Source organism: Streptomyces dengpaensis (assembly GCF_002946835.1).
In the GTDB taxonomy this organism is placed as follows: domain Bacteria; phylum Actinomycetota; class Actinomycetes; order Streptomycetales; family Streptomycetaceae; genus Streptomyces; species Streptomyces dengpaensis.
Genome location: NZ_CP026652.1, coordinates 6,009,831 through 6,025,700, shown reverse-complemented (window position 1 = coordinate 6,025,700; position 15,870 = coordinate 6,009,831). Strand labels below are relative to the sequence as shown.

16 protein-coding genes and 1 pseudogene are annotated in these 15,870 nt (G+C 70.2%); 12 read left to right on the top strand and 5 right to left on the bottom strand.

The genetic code is table 11. The annotated features are described in order from the left end of the window. Positions 1–64 precede the first annotated feature (64 nt). A complete protein-coding gene (locus C4B68_RS27830) occupies positions 65–847 on the top strand; it encodes a potassium channel family protein (protein WP_099499091.1) in 783 nt (260 codons plus the stop codon). Positions 848–1,150: 303 nt separating this feature from the next. Here C4B68_RS27830 and C4B68_RS27825 read toward each other — a convergent pair whose 3' ends face one another. Then, positions 1,151–2,773 (bottom strand): MFS transporter, encoded by a 1,623-nt coding sequence (locus C4B68_RS27825; RefSeq protein WP_099499092.1) that lies wholly within the window; start codon positions 2,771–2,773, stop codon positions 1,151–1,153. Between the two features lie 114 nt (positions 2,774–2,887). Between C4B68_RS27825 and C4B68_RS27820 the strand changes: the two genes are divergently transcribed. From C4B68_RS27820 to C4B68_RS27810, 3 genes are all read left to right on the top strand, one after another. Beyond that, positions 2,888–3,529 carry a TetR family transcriptional regulator gene (locus C4B68_RS27820; protein ID WP_099499093.1) on the top strand — a complete coding sequence of 214 codons (642 nt, stop codon included), beginning with the start codon at positions 2,888–2,890 and terminating at the stop codon, positions 3,527–3,529. Between the two features lie 131 nt (positions 3,530–3,660). After that, a complete protein-coding gene (locus C4B68_RS27815; RefSeq protein WP_099499094.1) occupies positions 3,661–4,878 on the top strand; it encodes an alpha/beta hydrolase in 1,218 nt (405 codons plus the stop codon). Between the two features lie 66 nt (positions 4,879–4,944). Then, positions 4,945–5,799: a DUF4429 domain-containing protein gene (locus C4B68_RS27810; RefSeq protein ID WP_180289152.1), complete on the top strand. Its 855-nt coding sequence runs from the start codon at positions 4,945–4,947 to the stop codon at positions 5,797–5,799. Positions 5,800–5,928: 129 nt separating this feature from the next. On the opposite strand, the pseudogene C4B68_RS27805 reads toward C4B68_RS27810, so the two are convergent. Further along, positions 5,929–6,172: pseudogene (locus tag C4B68_RS27805) on the bottom strand (aldo/keto reductase); the annotation flags it as partial. After that, positions 6,169–6,633: a MerR family transcriptional regulator gene (locus C4B68_RS27800; protein WP_099499491.1), complete on the bottom strand. Its 465-nt coding sequence runs from the start codon at positions 6,631–6,633 to the stop codon at positions 6,169–6,171. The pseudogene C4B68_RS27805 and the gene C4B68_RS27800, both read right to left, overlap by 4 nt. Before the next feature lie 117 nt (positions 6,634–6,750). On the opposite strand from C4B68_RS27800, the gene C4B68_RS27795 reads away from it, so the two are divergent. Both C4B68_RS27795 and C4B68_RS27790 read left to right on the top strand, forming a co-directional pair. Beyond that, a complete protein-coding gene (locus C4B68_RS27795; protein WP_099499492.1) occupies positions 6,751–7,221 on the top strand; it encodes a GNAT family N-acetyltransferase in 471 nt (156 codons plus the stop codon). 19 nt (positions 7,222–7,240) lie between these two features. Further along, complete coding sequence (locus C4B68_RS27790; protein WP_099499096.1) at positions 7,241–8,062, top strand: serine hydrolase domain-containing protein; 822 nt, start codon at positions 7,241–7,243, stop codon at positions 8,060–8,062. Between the two features lie 118 nt (positions 8,063–8,180). On the opposite strand, the gene C4B68_RS27785 is transcribed toward C4B68_RS27790, so the two are convergent. Next, positions 8,181–8,840 carry a pirin family protein gene (locus C4B68_RS27785; RefSeq protein WP_099499097.1) on the bottom strand — a complete coding sequence of 220 codons (660 nt, stop codon included), beginning with the start codon at positions 8,838–8,840 and terminating at the stop codon, positions 8,181–8,183. 94 nt (positions 8,841–8,934) lie between these two features. Here C4B68_RS27785 and C4B68_RS27780 point away from each other — a divergent pair, with 94 nt between their 5' ends. The 5 genes from C4B68_RS27780 to fabF all read left to right on the top strand — a co-directional run bounded on the left by C4B68_RS27780 (position 8,935) and on the right by fabF (position 14,000). Continuing rightward, entirely contained in the window at positions 8,935–10,140 is a 1,206-nt protein-coding gene (locus tag C4B68_RS27780; RefSeq protein ID WP_099499098.1) for a PucR family transcriptional regulator, read from the top strand. A gap of 89 nt (positions 10,141–10,229) precedes the next feature. Continuing rightward, the gene (locus C4B68_RS27775) at positions 10,230–11,147 is read left to right on the top strand and encodes an ACP S-malonyltransferase (protein ID WP_099499099.1); all 918 of its coding nucleotides are present in this window, start codon (positions 10,230–10,232) and stop codon (positions 11,145–11,147) included. 13 nt (positions 11,148–11,160) lie between these two features. Continuing rightward, complete coding sequence (locus C4B68_RS27770) at positions 11,161–12,228, top strand: ketoacyl-ACP synthase III (protein ID WP_099499100.1); 1,068 nt, start codon at positions 11,161–11,163, stop codon at positions 12,226–12,228. Between the two features lie 75 nt (positions 12,229–12,303). Beyond that, positions 12,304–12,552: an acyl carrier protein gene (locus tag C4B68_RS27765; RefSeq protein ID WP_028800941.1), complete on the top strand. Its 249-nt coding sequence runs from the start codon at positions 12,304–12,306 to the stop codon at positions 12,550–12,552. Positions 12,553–12,728: 176 nt separating this feature from the next. Next, entirely contained in the window at positions 12,729–14,000 is a 1,272-nt protein-coding gene (gene fabF, locus C4B68_RS27760) for a beta-ketoacyl-ACP synthase II (protein ID WP_099499101.1), read from the top strand. A gap of 111 nt (positions 14,001–14,111) precedes the next feature. Here fabF and C4B68_RS27755 read toward each other — a convergent pair whose 3' ends face one another. Continuing rightward, a complete protein-coding gene (locus C4B68_RS27755; RefSeq protein ID WP_099499102.1) occupies positions 14,112–14,606 on the bottom strand; it encodes a DUF3145 domain-containing protein in 495 nt (164 codons plus the stop codon). Positions 14,607–14,935: 329 nt separating this feature from the next. Between C4B68_RS27755 and C4B68_RS27750 the strand changes: the two genes are divergently transcribed. Further along, the gene (locus C4B68_RS27750) at positions 14,936–15,838 is read left to right on the top strand and encodes an SGNH/GDSL hydrolase family protein (protein WP_099499103.1); all 903 of its coding nucleotides are present in this window, start codon (positions 14,936–14,938) and stop codon (positions 15,836–15,838) included. Positions 15,839–15,870: the final 32 nt, after the last annotated feature.

Sequence of the window (15,870 nt, the reverse complement as noted above, 5' to 3'; positions counted from 1 at the left end):
CGTCCTGAACAGGGCGGTGGGACCCTCGGCCCCACCGCCCTTTCGCGTTCCCTACGATGCGGGCATGAAGGAACAATCGGCACAAGCCCGTTGGGAGCGGGGCACCCAACGGCCCCTGCTCGCGCTCGCGGTGATATTCGCGGTCGCCTATTCCGTGCCGATCGTGGACAGCTCCGCGAGCCGGTCGCTGACGTCTCTGTGCCTGGTCGTGGAGTGGGTGGTGTGGGGAGCGTTCGCCGCCGACTACCTCGTACGGCTGACGCTGTCGACCCGGCGGCGCGAGTTCGTGCGCAGCAACTGGCTGGACCTGTGCGCGGTGATCCTGCCGCTGATCCAGCCGCTGCGGCTGCTGCGCCTGGTGGCCACCGTGCTGCTGGTCGGGCGGCGGGCGCGGATGGCCTCGCAGATCCGGCTGACGACGTACGTCGGTGGCGCGGTCGTCGGGCTGCTGATGTTCGGCTCGCTCGCGGTGCTCTCCGTGGAACGGGACTCGCCCAACGGGAACATCAAGACGCTGGGCGACGCGATGTGGTGGTCGTTCACGACGATGACGACCGTCGGATACGGGGATCACGCCCCCACCACCGGTCTGGGCCGCATCCTCGCGGTGGGCCTCATGCTCTCCGGGATCGCCCTCCTCGGTGTGGTCACCGCGAACATCGCCGCGTGGTTCATCTCGCGCTTCGAGAAGGACGACGTGGAGGAGCGCCGCCAGACGGCGGCGATCGAGGCACTGACGGAAGAGGTACGAGCGCTACGCGCCGAAATCGCCGCGTTGTCTGGCGGGGCGACTTCAATAGTGCCGCACCCGCTGCCGGGGGCGGCGGAGGAGCGTTCGCCGTCGTAGCTGTCGTAGCCGTCGTAGCTGCCTTAAGGGCGTGGGGCCCCCAGGCGGCGCCCGTCCCAAAGAAAGCGGCACCCTGTCAGCTCCGGTTAGCGCGCCCACCCCGAGCCCAGCCACGACGCCGGGTCCGGTTAATCCCTGACGGGGCGCTGCATGCGCGCTGCCCCCCTCCGGCAGCGCGCCGCAGCACCCGTCGCCCCCAGGTCGTACGGAGGACTTGACCCACTGTGACGTGCGGTGCGCACCGAGCGGGAGGGATCTTTAGCGGCGTCACCCTGATAGGCGAAACCGCGCAAGGGGGGCCCGTCAGATGTGGCCGCCCCCGGCCCCCGCGGCCTCCGCGTTGTCCCCCCGCTTCGTGAGCGTGGCCACGAAGACCGCCACCACGGCGACCCCGGCGGCGACCAGGCAGGCCAGGCTCATGCCGGAGATGAAGGTGTCGTGGGCGACATCGGTGATCTGCGCGGCGATGGCGGCCGGGGTGTCCTTGGCGACCGGCGCGGCACCCACCTGGACCGCCTCGGAGGCCTGGTCGAGCTGCGCGGGGGTGAGCGGAGGCAGCTTGGCGTCGGCCCAGTTGCCGGCGAGGTCGCCGTCGACCTTGGAGGCCATCACGGCGCCGAGGACCGCCGTACCGAGGCTGCCGCCGATCTGCATGGCGGCCTGCTGGAGACCACCGGCGACACCGGAGAGCTCCATCGGCGCGTTGCCGACGATGACCTCGGTCGCGCCGACCATGACCGGCGCGAGGCCGAGGCCGAGCAGGGCGAACCAGAGCGACATGATGCCACTGCCCGTGTCCGTCTCCAGCGTGGACATGCCGAACATGGCGATCGCGGTGAGGGCCATGCCCCCGGCGAGCGGGATCCGCGGTCCCGACTTGGTGATCAGCGCACCGGCCAGCGGCGAGCCCACGATCATCATGCCGGTGAGCGGGAGGAGGTGCAGACCGGCGTCCACCGGGCTCATGCCATGCACGTTCTGGAGATAGAAGGTGACGAAGAACAGGCCGCCCATGAAGGCGATGGCCATCAGGACCATGAGGACGACGCCCGCCGACAGCGCCACGGAGCGGAAGAGCGCGAGCGGGATCAGCGGCTCCCTCACCCTCGTCTCCCAGAAGGCGAAGAGCGCGAAGCCCAGCACCGATGCCCCCAGGAAGGACCAGGTCAGCACGTCGCCCCAGCCCCACGTCGGGGCCTTGATGAGCGCCCAGACCAGGCAGAACATGGCGCCGGAGAGCAGCGCGATGCCCAGGATGTCGAAGGAGCGCGGGGCGTTCATCGCACGGTGGTCGGTCAGGATCACCACGCCCAGGAGCAGCGCGAGGACGCCGACGGGCAGGTTGATGAAGAACACCGACTGCCAGCTGACGTGCTCGACCAGCAGCCCGCCGAGGATCGGGCCGCCCGCGGTGGACGCGCCGATGACCATGCCCCAGATGCCGATCGCCATGTTCAGCTTCCCGGCCGGGAAGGTGGCCCGCAGCAGGCCGAGCGCGGCGGGCATGAGCAGCGCGCCGAACAGACCCTGGAAGACGCGGAAGGTGACCACGAGGGCGATGCTGTCGGACAGGCCGATGGCTCCCGATGCGGCGGCGAAGCCGACCACGCCGATGAGGAAGGTCTGCCGGTGCCCGAACCGGTCGCCGAGCTTGCCCGCGGTGATCAGCGTGACCGCGAGCGCGAGGAAGTAGCCGTTGGTGATCCACTGGACGTCGGCGAAGGTCGCGCCGAGGTCCTTCTGGATGGCCGGGTTGGCGATGGCCACGATCGTGCCGTCCAGGGCGACCATCATGACGCCGACGGCCACGGTGATGAGGGTGAGCCACGGATGGCCGCGCAGGCCCTTGGCGGGGGTCGGATCGGAAGGCGGCGCCGGGACCTTGTCGGCCGGGCCCTTCGCGTCGACGGTGGTCTGACTCTTCATGCTTTCGAGGTTAGTGACAGCCACTGACAGTTGACAAACCGATTCACAAGTCGGTAACTGTCACGCCGCTCGCCGATAGGCTGACCTGGGCGGACGGCCCGAAGGAGAGACATCATGAACACGCCGCCACGACTAGGGCTGCGCGAGCGCAAGAAGCAGCGCACCCGGGACGCGCTGCTGCGGGCCGCTCTCGAACTGTTCACCTCCCAGGGGTACGAACACACGACCGTCGACGAGATCGCCGAGGCCGTCGACGTCTCCCAGCGCACCTTCTTCCGCTACTTCGCCGGCAAGGAGGACGCCGCCCTCTTCGTGCAGCACCTCGCGGAGTCGCATTTCCTCGCCGCCGTGCGTGAACGCCCGCCTCACGAAGCCCCGTTGGAGGCGCTGCGGCAGGCCGTCCTGGAAAGCTGGGACACCATCGGCGAGGCGATCAACGAGGTCGTCCCGGTCGAACTGCACATGCGCACCTTCCAGTTGATCGAGTCGACCCCCGCGCTGCTCGCCGTGCATCTGCGCCGCTCCGTCGAACTGGAGGAGGAGATCGCACGGGTGATCGCCGGCCGTGAGGGCCTCGACGTGGACGCGGATCCCCGCCCTCGGGTCGCGGTCGCCGCGTTCGCCGGGGTGATGCGCGTGACGGGCCGATTGTGGGGCGCGGGAGAGGACGCCAGCATCGAGGCGCTCCGTGAACTGACCGTCTCGTATCTGGACCATGTGGGGCCCGCGCTGGCCGAAAACTGGCGTACCCAATGATCGTTGAAACTCACGGAGCGTCACCATTTAACTCAAACTGAACCCGGTTTGACCCAATTACCCCACCAGAAACGTGATACCGCTCACTCGTTTAACGGGAGGCACCTCGCTTCTCCTAGGGTGTCCTCTCAGTGACTTCCTTCGATGCCTCCCCCCAACTGAACGTCTGGCGCGCATTGCTCGCGCTGGCCGTGGTGTTCGTGATGCTGGCCACAGGCGGCTGGACCGCGCTCAACAGCCACCGGGCCGCGACGCCGCTCCAGGAGTCCCGCACCGCGTGGGAGCACGGCCGCCTCGCCGGGCACCGGCTTCCGGACCCGGACGCCGCACCCGGCCGGCTGGCCCGCTTCTTCGCCGCGCTCGACGCCCACCAGCGCTCCCGGCTCGCCCACCTCTATCCGCTCGCCGTCGGCAATATGAACGGCGCGCCTGTGACGCTGCGCTACCAGGCGAACCGCATCGCCCTGGAGGAGCAACGCAAGGTCGAGCGCACACGCATGCACGACAGCCGGCTCTCACCCCTCGGCCAGCGCGAGGCGGGCCGCCGTATGCACCGCTACGAGGACCTGCTCGACAAGGGCCGCAAGATCATCGCCTTCGACCCCATGGGGTCCGGCCGGATCGCCGAGGTCTTCGGCAGCCTCGACAAGGCGGAGCGGGTCTCCATCGTGGTGCCGGGCGTCGACACCGACCTGCTCACCTTCCAGCGCACCGCCCGCAAGTACTCGGCGCCCGTCGGCATGGCCCATTCCCTGTACGAGGCGGAGCGCGCGGCGGATCCGGGCACGCGTACGGCCGTGATCGCGTGGGCCGACTACACGACACCCAGCGGGCTCGGCATGGACGCGGCCACCGCCAACCGCGCGGAGGACGGCGCGGTCCGGCTGAACGCGCTGGTGCGGGCGCTGCCGGGGAGCGCGTCGGTGGCGCTGTACTGCCACAGCTACGGCTCCGTGCTGTGCGGAGTCGCCGCCCGCCAACTGCCGTCCCGGGTCTCGGACATAGCGGTCGCGGGCAGCCCCGGCATGCGGGCCGAGAAGGCGGCGAACCTGCGCACCTCGGCGCGGGTCTGGGCGATGCGCGACTCCGACGACTGGATCCGGAACGTGCCGTATCTGGAGGTCGGCAGCCTCGGACACGGCGCCGACCCGGTGTCGAAGGCGTTCGGGGCGCGGGTTCTGTCCGCCGAGGGCGCGAAGGGGCACACCGGCTATTTCGAGCCGGGCACGGAGAGTCTCCGCAACTTCGCGGAGATCGGGATTGGTTCGTACCGCGCGGTCCGCTGCGCGCACGACGATGACGCGTGCCGGACGGGTTTGTCCGGCACCGTGTCGGCCGGACGCGCGTAGAGAGCGAGAAACTGCGGTCCTCACAGAGAGGCGACGGAGGCTTGCGTGCCGCATACGATGGCCCGCATGGGTGACGTACTGGCCGGATTTCATGCCGCCTGGGAGTTCGAGTCCGACTCCGTGCTCATCCGCTTCGAACGGGGGATCCGTACGCCGAAGCTGTTCCAGGCGCTCGGCGAACGCCGCATCCCCCTGGAGGCGATCGCGGGGGTGACGCTGACGCCGGGGAGGCGCGGGACGGTCGTCCTGCGTGCCGTGCCCCGGAGCGGCGCCGATCCGCTGATCGAGGCGGCCGCGGGACAGCTCAAGGAAGGGTGCGACCCCTATCGCCTGGTGCTGCCCGCCGAGCGCGAGACGCTCGCCGAGTACTACGCGGACGAGCTGCGCTCGCAGCTCACCTCGGACGACGAACCTGCCGAGCGCTACCTCGTGAACCCGCCCGAGGGGCCGCTCCAGTTCAAGGCGTACGACGGGAAGGCGTCCTTCGACGGGACGTCGGTGTCCTTTCGGTGGTTCTGGACGGGAGCATCGTCGGCGAAGTGGAAGGCCGGGGATCAGATCTTTCCGGTCGCCGACCTGAGTGGGGTCGAGTGGCGTTCGCCCGAGGTGTTCGAGGGGCATCTGCGGTTGCTGCGGCGGGAGGCCGCGACTGCGCAGCCCGCGCAGGTCGATCAGGATCCGGCAGCCGTTGTTTTCGGGCTCGGGTATGGGCCCGTGCACGAGTCGCTGCCGTTTGCCGCGTCTGTGCTGGCCGCGGTGCGCTCCGCGGGGGCTGCCGTGCCCGCCGTGACCGCCGCGGCGCGGCGGGATCCGGCCGATATCGCCGAGCGGATTCGTCATCTCGGGGAGTTGCACGAGGCGGGGCTCGTCACGGATGAGGAGTTCTCGCTGAAGAAGGCGGAACTCCTGGCGGAGCTGTAGGGGGCTGGATTCGCCCCCTCCGCCCCTACCCGTCCCGTATACCTGGGGGCTGCCGCCCCCAGACCCCCGCATCGGCCGGAACGGCCTCGTCCTCAAACGCCGGACGGGCTGATTCTTAGCCCCTGCTCAGAGGTCGATGACGTCGACGCCCAGGCGCTGCAGGCTGCCCTCGGCGGCCTGGCGGATGTACGGCGGTGTTTGCGGATGACCCGCTGGGTCGGCGCGTCCGCCGGGGCCCTGAGGCCGAACTTCGTCGCGATCACGACCTCGTCGGGCCGTACGTCCAGCTCATGCCCATGCAGCCGAGGCCCTGCACGCCGACCTCGGGACCGCCGTTGCCGAGTTCCGCCTTCGCGATCGTGCTGTCCGTCATCGGGACCTCTCCGGCGCCAGGGCGTGCCCGGCGTCCGCGTAGTAATTGATCTTCCGGTCGAGCACGTCGAGGGTGTCCTGGAGCTCCGCGATCCGGGCCTTCACGTCCCGGCGGGTCGCTTCCAGGAGGTCGAAGCGCTCGGTGTAGGTGTGATCGCCCTCGCGCACCAGTTCCGCGTACCGCACCATGTCGGCGACCGGCATGCCGGTGAGCCGGAGCTTGCCGACGAGGTCGAGCCAGTCCAGGTCGCGATTGCAGTAGCGGCGCTGGCCGGTGTGCGAGCGGTCGATGTGCGGCATCAGCCCGATCCGCTCGTACCAGCGCAGGGTGTGCGCGGAGAGGCCGGTGAAGGCCACGACCTCGCTGATCGTGTACTTGTCCTCGCCGTCCGGGCGCCGGTGTACCTCCCGGGGGCCGGCACAGCTGTCGGTCCCGGGGTCTGTGGTCTCCATCACCGTCATGACCTCCACGCTAAAACCTTGGAGTGCACTCCAAGCAAGCGGAATCCGAAAGCAGGCGGATCCGGGGAAGGGAAATTCCCAGGACGCCGCCCGGCTCCGGTGACTACGGTGCGGATCATGAGTCTCGTACGCCGTGCCGTGCCCGCGGACGCCGGGGAAGTGCTGCGTCTGCGCCAGGTGATGCTCGATGCCGTCGTCGGCGCAAAGGGCGCCACCGAGTGGCACGCGGAGTCGCTGCCGACGATACGCGGCAGGCTCGCCGATCCCGACGGCGACTTCGCGGCCTTCGTCGTCGACCATCCCGACCGGCCGGACGCGCTCGCCGCGCTGGTCGCCGGGACCGTCGAGTACCGGATCGGGGGCGCGGGCAATCCGCACGGCACGGTGGGCTTCGTCTTCAGCGTCGCCACCGACCCGGACGTACGGCGCCGCGGTTACGCCCGCGCGTGCATGGAGACGCTCCTCGACTGGTTCCGCGAGCGGGGTGCCGCGCGAGTCGACCTGAACGCGTCCGCCGAGGCGGAGCCGCTGTACGCCTCCCTCGGGTTCGTGCGCAAGCCGGACCCCTCGATGCGGCTGCACCTCTGACCCGCTTACGCTCGTACACATGTCCTTGCAGAGCTTGGCGTTGATCGAGAACTGGCCCGTTCCCACGGCCGCGGCGGCCGTCGTCCGCGCGGACGGCACCGTGCTCGGGACCCATGGGCCTGTGACGCACCGTTTCCCGCTCGCCTCGGTGACCAAGCCGCTCGCCGCGTACGCCGCGCTCGTCGCGTACGAGGAGGGGGCGATCGAGCTCGACGAGCCGGCGGGTCCGTCCGGTTCGACGGTCCGTCATCTCCTCGCGCACACCTCCGGGCTCGCCTTCGACGAGCACCGGGTGACGTCCGCGCCCGGGGAGCGGCGGCTGTACTCCAACGCCGGGTTCGAGGTGCTCGGGGACCACGTCGCCAAGGCCACGGACATTCCGTTCGGGGAGTACGCGCGGCAGGCCGTGCTGGAGCCCCTGGGCATGGCGTCGACCACACTCGACGGCTCGCCCGCCAAGGACGGTGTCTCGACGGTGGACGACCTGGTGCGGTTCGCCGCCGAGGTGCAGGCGCCGCGGCTTCTCGATCCGCGAACGGTCGCCGCGGTGATGACGGTCCAGTACCCCGGCACGAAGGGTGTCCTGCCGGGATACGGCCACCAGAACCCCAACGACTGGGGGCTCGGCTTCGAGATCCGTGACTCCAAGTCCCCCCACTGGACGGGGTCTTCGTCCTCGCCGCGTACGTTCGGGCACTTCGGGCAGTCCGGTACGTTCCTGTGGATCGACCCGGTGGCGGGGGCCGCGTGCGTCGCGCTCACGAACCGGGCGTTCGGGGCGTGGGCGGTTGAGGCGTGGCCGGTGTTCACGGATGCGGTGCTCGCCGAGCTGCGGGGCTGAGATCGGGTTTTCGCCCCCTCCGCCCCTGCCCGTCCCGTACCTGGGGGGGCTCCGCCCCCCAGCCCCCCCGGTATCGCGCTGACGCGCTCGTCCTCAGACGCCGGACGGGCTGAAATACTCAAGCGCCGGACGGGCTCACCATCATCAGCAGCTCCGCCGGAGAGCCCGCCAGTGCCTCCAAGTCCTGTGCCACTGTGATGCGGGCCGCGTCCCCCGGGCCCAACTCCTCGCCGTTCAGCTTGACTTCGCCGCGGACGACATGGACGTACACGAAGGGCGCGTCAGGGACCGCCGTGCGCTCCCCTGCCATCAGACGGCGTACGTGGAGCATCGCGCCCGCCTCGGGGACCGCGTACGGCGTGGAGTCCGCGATGCCGTGGACGATCTCGTACGCCGGGTCGCCGCCCGGCTCCAGGGGGGCCAGCCACATCTGGACGAAGGTCAGGGGGGCGTCGCCGTCGTTGCGTTCCACGTGGCGGACGCCGCCCGCCGAGCTGAGGCGCTGGACGTCGCCGGGGCGGACCAGCGTCTCGTGGCCCGTCGAGTCCCGGTGGGTCAGCTCGCCCTCCACCACCCACGTGATGATCTCGGTGTGGCTGTGCGGGTGCTCGTCGAAGCCCGCGCCGGGGGCGAGCTGCTCCTCGTTGCAGGCGATGAGCGCACCGAAGCGGAGGTTGTCCGGGTCGTAATGCGGGCCGAAGGAAAAGGAGTGGAGCGAGGAGATCCCGGCCGCCGGGTCCCCTCCGTGGTAGCGCTCGTCGGCGCGGCGGACGTCCATCACACCCACCACCGTAGCCCTGGTCCGAAGGCCTCCCGCGCTTACATGTGACCCGGCGCCGCACACCTCCGTCCTGATAAGGCAGTCTTGTCCCGTGCCCGAACCCGAATCCAGCAACACCGAGCGCCCAGCGCGCGACGTCCACGCGCACTCCGCGACCCTCAAGCGGCTGGAGAAGTCCTCCGGCACTCTCGCCGCCCAGGCCATCGCGCGGATGGACGAGACGCTGCCGTGGTACCGGGCCATGCCCCCGGAGAACCGCTCCTGGATCGGGCTGGTCGCCCAGGCGGGCATCGCGGCCTTCACCGAGTGGTTCCGGCATCCCGACGCCCCGCAGGCCATCTCCACCGATGTGTTCGGGACCGCTCCTCGCGAGCTGACCAGGGCCATCACCCTGCACCAGACCGTCGAGATGGTGCGGACGACGATCGAGGTCATGGAGAGCGCGATCGACGAGGTCGCCGCTCCCGGTGACGAGTCCGTGCTGCGCGAGGCCCTGCTCGTGTACGCCCGCGAGATCGCCTTCGCCACCGCCCGGGTCTACGCGCAGGCGGCGGAGGCACGCGGTGCCTGGGACGCCCGCCTCGAATCCCTCGTGGTCAATGCCGTGCTCAGCGGCGAAGCGGACGAAGGCGCCGTCAGCCGGGCCGCCGCGCTCGGCTGGAATTCGCCCGAACACGTCTGCGTGGTGCTGGGCACGGCGCCCGACGGTGACAGCGAGCTGACGGTCGAGGCGATCCGGCGGGCCGCGCGGCACGCCAAGCTGCAAGTCCTCACCGGCGTCCTAGGGGACCGGCTCGTCGTCATCGCGGGCGGCAGTGACAATCCGCTGAAGGTGGCCAAGTCGCTGATCGGGCCGTACGCCTCCGGGCCGGTCGTCGCCGGGCCGGTCGTGTCCGATCTGCTCGCCGCGACCCGCTCCGCGCAGGCCGCCGCGGCCGGGCTCAAGGCGTGTTTCGCCTGGCAGGACGCCCCGCGGCCGGTTCTCGCGGACGATCTCCTGCCGGAGCGCGCGATCGCCGGAGACCCGTCCGCCCGCGAGCAGTTGGTGGAGGAGATCTACAGACCGCTGGAGGAGGCCGGCTCCGCCCTCCTCGAGACACTCAGCGTCTACCTGGAACAGGCGAGCAGCCTCGAAGGCGCGGCCCGGATGCTGTTCGTGCATCCCAACACCGTGCGCTACCGGCTTCGACGTGTGACGGACGTCACCGGCTGGTCGCCCTCGGATGTACGCTCCGCGTTCACCCTGCGGATCGCACTGATCCTGGGGCGCCTGGCTGATAGAGATCCGCAAACCTAGCCTTTTGTCGGGGGCCTACAATTCCCCTTCGTGTTCTTCGTCCTTGTCCTCACGGGCGGCCGTAGCCGTCCACAAGAGAGAGTGTGAGAGTGCTCGTACTCGTCGCTCCCGGCCAGGGTTCCCAGACCCCCGGCTTCCTGACTCCTTGGCTCGAACTTCCCGGGGCCGCCGACCGCCTCGCCGTGTGGTCGGACGCCATCGGGCTCGACCTCACCCACTACGGCACGCAGGCCGACGCGGACGCGATCCGGGACACGGCTGTCGCTCAGCCGCTCCTCGTCGCCGCGGGACTGCTGTCGGCCGCGGCACTCGGTGACTTCACCCCGGGTGCCGTCGCGGGCCACAGCGTCGGCGAGATCACGGCCGCCGCGTTCGCGGGAGTGCTCGACGACGCCACCGCACTGCGGCTCGTACGCAAGCGGGGCCTGGCGATGGCCGACGCCTCGGCGATCACGCAGACCGGTATGTCGGCGTTGCTGGGTGGGGACCCCGAGACGACGGTTCCGCACCTGGAGAAGCTCGGTCTGACCCCGGCGAACGTGAACGGCGCGGGCCAGATCGTGGCCGCCGGCACGCTGGCGGAGCTGGCCGCCCTGGAGGCGGACAAGCCCGAGGGCGTACGCCGTGTCGTGGCCCTCAAGGTCGCGGGCGCGTTCCACACCCACCACATGACTCCCGCCGTCGACGCGCTGGCCGAGGCCGCCGCGGACCTGCAGCCCGCGGAGCCGACGGTCACGTACGTCTCGAACAAGGACGGGCAGGTCGTCACGACCGGCGCCGACGTCCTGGCGCGTCTCGTCGGCCAGGTCGCCAACCCGGTCCGCTGGGACCTGTGCATGGAGACGTTCAAGGAACTCGGCGTGACCGCGCTGGTCGAGGTCTGCCCCGGCGGCACCCTGACCGGTCTGGCCAAGCGCGCGCTGCCCGGCGTCCAGACGCTGGCGCTGAAGACCCCCGACGACCTCGACGCGGCTCGCGAGCTCATCGCCGAGCACAGCGCGTCCTAAGGAGTCCCAGAGCATGTCGAAGATCAAGGCACCCAAGGGCGCGCCCTACGCACGCATTCTCGGCGTCGGCGGCTACCGCCCCGTCCGGGTGGTGCCCAACGAGGTGATCCTGGAGAAGATCGACTCTTCCGACGAGTGGATCCGCTCGCGCTCGGGCATCCAGACCCGGCACTGGGCGAACGACGACGAGACCGTCGCCGCGATGTCGATCGAGGCGTCCGGCAAGGCAATTGCCGACGCCGGGATCAACGCCGACCAGATCGGTGCCGTGGTGGTCTCCACCGTCTCGCACTTCAGCCAGACCCCGGCCGTCGCCACCGAGATCGCCGACAAGCTGGGCACGAACAAGGCCGCCGCCTTCGACATCTCCGCCGGCTGCGCGGGCTTCGGTTACGGACTGACCCTGGCCAAGGGCATGGTCGTCGAGGGTTCGGCCGAGTACGTCCTTGTCATCGGCGTGGAGCGGCTGTCCGACCTCACCGACCTCGAAGACCGCGCGACGGCCTTCCTGTTCGGCGACGGCGCGGGCGCGGTCGTCGTCGGCCCCTCGCAGGAGCCGCACATCGGCCCGACCGTGTGGGGTTCCGAGGGCGACAAGTCCGGCACGATCAAGCAGACCGTGCCGTGGGACCGCTTCCTCGCCCAATCTCGAATTCGCTCGAGCGAGGGCACCCCCACCGGCGACGTGTCAGAGCTCCCGCTCGACTCCAAGGGCGAGATCAAGTTCCCTGCGATCACGCAGGAGGGCCAGGCGGTGTTCCGCTGGGCCGTGTTCGAGATGGCGAAGATCGCCAAGGAGGCGCTGGACGTCGCCGGACTTTCGCCGGACGACCTGGACGTCTTCATTCCCCACCAGGCCAACGAGCGGATCATCGACTCGATGGTGAAGACGCTGAAACTGCCGGAGCACGTCATGGTCGCGCGTGACGTACGCACCACCGGCAACACCTCGGCCGCCTCGATCCCGCTCGCGATGGAGCGGCTCCTGGCGACCGGCGAGGCGAAGAGCGGCGACACCGCGCTCGTCATCGGCTTCGGGGCGGGTCTCGCGTACGCCGCGACGGTCGTTACCCTCCCCTAGGCACTCCGTGCCGGATCACCAGGTCCGTACGGACTACCGCCAACCCTCTGGATACACACCGAAGGAGCGCCTGACATGGCCGCCACTCAGGAAGAGATCGTCGAAGGTCTCGCCGAGATCGTGAACGAGATCGCCGGGATCCCCACCGAGGACGTCCAGCTGGACAAGTCCTTCACCGACGACCTGGACGTCGACTCGCTGTCCATGGTCGAGGTCGTCGTCGCCGCTGAAGAGCGCTTCGACGTGAAGATCCCGGACGACGACGTCAAGAACCTCAAGACCGTCGGCGACGCCACGGACTACATCCTCAAGCACCAGGCCTGATCTTCCGATCACCTGGGCAGGAAGGCCCGGGTTCGCCCGGGCCGAGTGTCCAGGTTCGCCGGGGCCCCCGTGCCCGGGTTCGCCTGAGCTGATGGCCCGGGTTCGCCCGGGCCGCATGCCCCGCCACCCGGCGGTGGCGCCGCTGAATCCTCGCATCCGTTGGAGAAAGAGTTCCCGTGAGCCCGACCAATCGCACCGTGGTCGTCACCGGTATCGGCGCAACCACACCGCTGGGTGGCGACGCAGCCTCTACCTGGGAGGGCCTGATCGCCGGCAAGTCCGGTGTCCGCCCCCTGGAGCAGGACTGGGCCGCCGAGCAGGCGGTCCGCATCGCGGCGCAGATCGCCGTGGAGCCGGGCGAGGTCATCCCCCGCCCGCAGGCCCGCCGCCTGGACCGGTCGGCGCAGTTCGCGCTGATCGCGGCCAAGGAGGCCTGGGCGGACGCCGGTTACACCGACAGGGCGGGGGACGACGCGAACGTCGACCCCGACCGGCTCGGCGCCGTCATCGCCTCCGGCATCGGCGGCGTGACGACCCTGCTCGACCAGTACGACGTGCTGAAGGAGAAGGGCGTACGCCGTGTCTCTCCGCACACCGTGCCGATGCTGATGCCGAACGGCCCGTCCGCCAACGTGGGCCTCGCCGTGGGCGCCCGCGCCGGTGTGCACACCCCGGTCTCCGCCTGCGCCTCCGGCGCCGAGGCCATCGGCTACGCCATCGAGATGATCCGCACCGGCCGTGCCGACGTCGTCGTCGCCGGCGGCACCGAGGCGGCCATCCACCCGCTGCCCATCGCCGCGTTCGGCAACATGATGGCGATGTCCAAGAACAACGACGACCCGCAGGGAGCCTCGCGCCCCTACGACGTCGCCCGTGACGGCTTCGTCCTCGGCGAGGGCGCCGGCGTCATCGTCCTGGAGTCGGCCGAACACGCCGCCAAGCGCGGCGCCCGTGTCTACGCGGAAGCGGTCGGCCAGGGCATCTCCTCCGACGCCCACGACATCGTGCAGCCGGAGCCCGAGGGCCGCGGCATCGCGCACGCCCTGCAGAACCTGCTCGACAACACCGACCTGGACCCGGCCGAGATCGTGCACGTGAACGCGCACGCCACCTCGACCCCGGCCGGTGACGTCGCCGAGCTGAAGGCGCTGCGCAAGGTGTTCGGCGACGACGCGGACCACTTCGCGGTCTCCGGAACCAAGTCGATGACCGGCCACCTGCTCGGTGGCGCGGGCGGTATCGAGTCCGTCGCGTCGGTCCTCGCTCTGTACCACCGGATCGCGCCGCCGACCATCAACATCGACAACCTCGACCCCGAGGCGGAGGCCGCCGCCGACATCGTGCGCGGTGAGGCGCGCAAGCTGCCGGTCGAGGGCCGGATCGCCGCGCTGAACGACTCGTTCGGTTTCGGTGGCCACAACGTGGTGCTGGCCTTCCGGACGGTCTGACGGTCGCTCGTACGTGTGTGAAGGGCCCCCACCAACTTGGTGGGGGCCCTTCACGTGTTCGTGACGGCGTAACGGAGTGTCAGGTTCTCAACGGCGTACGGCGTGTCAGGGTCAGACGACCTGGTGGAGCCAGCGGACCGGGGCGCCCTCGCCCGCGTAGCGGAAGGGTTCCAGTTCGTCGTCCCAGGGCTTGCCGAGGAGCTTGGCGAGTTCGGCCTCCAGGTCGGTCTCGCCGCGCTGGGAGCGGTGCAGGGCGGCGCGCAACCGGTCCTCGGGGATCAGGATGTCGCCGTGGATTCCGGTGACCGCGTGGAAGATGCCGAGCTCGGGTGTGCAGCTGTAGCGCTCGCCCTCGGCTGTGGGGACCGGCTCGGAGGTGACCTCGAAGCGCAGCAGATGCCAGCCGCGCAGCGCAGAGGCGAGCTTGGAGGCGGTGCCGACCTCGCCCTTCCAGGAGAACTCGGATCTCCAGGTGCCCGGCGCGGCGGGCTGCCGGATCCAGTCGAGGTTCACGCGCGTGCCGAGCACCCCCGCGACCGCCCACTCGACGTGCGGGCACAACGCGCGGGGCGCGGAGTGCACGTAGAGAACTCCACGTGTCGTCACTGGGGCCTCCGGACAGAGCGAGACATCTTGTAACTTGGCGGAACGGCAGTGGCAGGGCGGCCACGGGGCGAGGCTACCGTGCGGCGGCGCAAGGAGTGTGACGTACCGTCGGTCCCGGCGCCTTGAACACGGAGGTTTCACTCGGCGGGATGCGTACCGGACTCCACGGCTGGGGGTCCGGCCCGCGGCGGAGCCGCACATGGACTACGCATCCCCCGGGGGAACACTGCCGCTCGGCGGGATGCGTACCGGACTCCGCGGCTGGGGGTGGGCCATCCGTGTCCGATGGATGCTGACCGATCCAGCAGAAGGAACGAGGGGACCAGCGGATGCGCAAGCGCAGTCACCGTTCACGGGCCGGCCTCGCCATCGCGGCGGCGGCTCTCCTGGGCATCGCCGGGTGCGATGCCTCCGGTGGCGACTCCCCCGCCCCGAGAGGCACCACGGCGAAGGCACAGCCGTCCCCGAAACCCACGCCCACCTGGGACAGCAGCCCGGAATCCCTGGCCGCGGTCGGCGACTCCATCACCCGCGGCTTCGATGCCTGCAGCGTGTTGTCGGACTGCCCCGAGGCGTCCTGGGCGACGGGCAGCGACGCGAAGGTCCGCAGCCTCGCCGTACGGCTGCTGGGGAAGGCCGGGGCCGCCGAGCGCAGTTGGAACTACGCGGTGACCGGCGCGCGGATGGAGGACCTGCCGGGCCAGATGGCGCAGGCGGTGACGAAGAAGCCGGAGCTGGTCACGGTGATGGCGGGCGCCAACGACGCGTGCCGCTCCTCCGCCTCGACGATGACCTCGGTCACCGACTTCCGCACCGCGTTCGAGGACGCGATGGACACGCTGCGCGGCCCCCTGCCCAAGACCCAGGTGTACGTGTCGAGCGTGCCGGACCTGAAGCGGCTGTGGTCCCAGGGCAGCAGCAACCCGCTGGGCAAGCAGGTGTGGAAGCTGGGGATCTGCCCGTCGATGCTGGGTGACGCGGACGCCCTGGACTCGGCGGCGACCCAGCGGCGTTCCCAGGTGCGGGAACGGGTGGAGGCGTACAACCAGGTCCTGCGGGAGGTGTGCGCCGAGGACCGCCACTGCCGCTTCGACGGCAACGCGGTCTTCGACTACCGCTTCGGGACGGACCAGTTGAGCCACTGGGACTGGTTCCACCCGAGCAAGGAGGGTCAGGCGCGGCTCGCGGAGATCGCGTACCGGACGGTGACGGCGAAGGATCCGGTGGCCTGACCGGTGACTCAACCCGTGGCCTAACCAGTTAC

Excerpts from the sequence above, each read along its gene's own strand:
- C4B68_RS27790 (WP_099499096.1), top strand. The coding sequence starts at position 7,241 with ATGTCCTTGCAGAGCTTGGCGTTGATCGAGAACTGGCCCGTTCCCACG.
- C4B68_RS27750 (WP_099499103.1), top strand. The coding sequence starts at position 14,936 with ATGCGCAAGCGCAGTCACCGTTCACGGGCCGGCCTCGCCATCGCGGCG.
- C4B68_RS27765 (WP_028800941.1), top strand. The coding sequence starts at position 12,304 with ATGGCCGCCACTCAGGAAGAGATCGTCGAAGGTCTCGCCGAGATCGTG.
- C4B68_RS27800 (WP_099499491.1), bottom strand. The coding sequence starts at position 6,633 with ATGACGGTGATGGAGACCACAGACCCCGGGACCGACAGCTGTGCCGGC.
- C4B68_RS27810 (WP_180289152.1), top strand. The coding sequence starts at position 4,945 with ATGGGTGACGTACTGGCCGGATTTCATGCCGCCTGGGAGTTCGAGTCC.
- C4B68_RS27770 (WP_099499100.1), top strand. The coding sequence starts at position 11,161 with ATGTCGAAGATCAAGGCACCCAAGGGCGCGCCCTACGCACGCATTCTC.
- C4B68_RS27825 (WP_099499092.1), bottom strand. The coding sequence starts at position 2,773 with ATGAAGAGTCAGACCACCGTCGACGCGAAGGGCCCGGCCGACAAGGTC.
- C4B68_RS27820 (WP_099499093.1), top strand. The coding sequence starts at position 2,888 with ATGAACACGCCGCCACGACTAGGGCTGCGCGAGCGCAAGAAGCAGCGC.
- C4B68_RS27830 (WP_099499091.1), top strand. The coding sequence starts at position 65 with ATGAAGGAACAATCGGCACAAGCCCGTTGGGAGCGGGGCACCCAACGG.
- C4B68_RS27785 (WP_099499097.1), bottom strand. The coding sequence starts at position 8,840 with ATGGACGTCCGCCGCGCCGACGAGCGCTACCACGGAGGGGACCCGGCG.
- C4B68_RS27795 (WP_099499492.1), top strand. The coding sequence starts at position 6,751 with ATGAGTCTCGTACGCCGTGCCGTGCCCGCGGACGCCGGGGAAGTGCTG.